Genomic DNA, 478 nt, shown 5'->3' on the forward strand with positions numbered 1-478 from the left:
TGGTGGAGCAGAAGCCGTATCAGAAGGATTTAGAGGGACGCCTCGATTATGCGGGAGCTGCGGCGTTCGGAACAGAAGTTACCTATCAGTTTCCGCTTAACAAGGGAACTGCGGATGACCGGTTATACAGCCGGTTCGTGGCAGCGGTCTGGGATGGAACAAAATATATCGAAGTCAGCGAGCCGCATTATATAACAAATCCCGAGGCGGTAGCGTCCAACACGGCTGAATTTAATGATCCGCTGACGAAAAAAGGGCTTAATATCGAACTTAATATGCTTGCGGATGCGTTTGAACTGGGTGTCAAGCACGTAGGTACCAACATTGCGTTCCATCAGATTCTGGGACAGGGAATTGATTACCAGTACGATGGGAAGACGTATCACTTTGATAAGCGTGTCATCGAGGATTACGACAGGACCATAAGCGCACTTTCCGGGAAAGGCATGACGGTTACGGCTATTATTTTAAATGGCTG

At 48.5% G+C, this 478-nt stretch carries 1 protein-coding gene; it reads left to right on the top strand.

Annotated features, from left to right (window positions below):
* Positions 1–478: DUF5722 domain-containing protein (locus NE664_13625; GenBank protein ID MCQ4727672.1), on the top strand; the 478-nt coding region annotated here is incomplete at both ends.

Origin of the sequence: Anaerotignum faecicola (assembly GCA_024460105.1) — a bacterium.
Classification (GTDB): Bacteria; Bacillota; Clostridia; order Lachnospirales; family Anaerotignaceae; genus JANFXS01.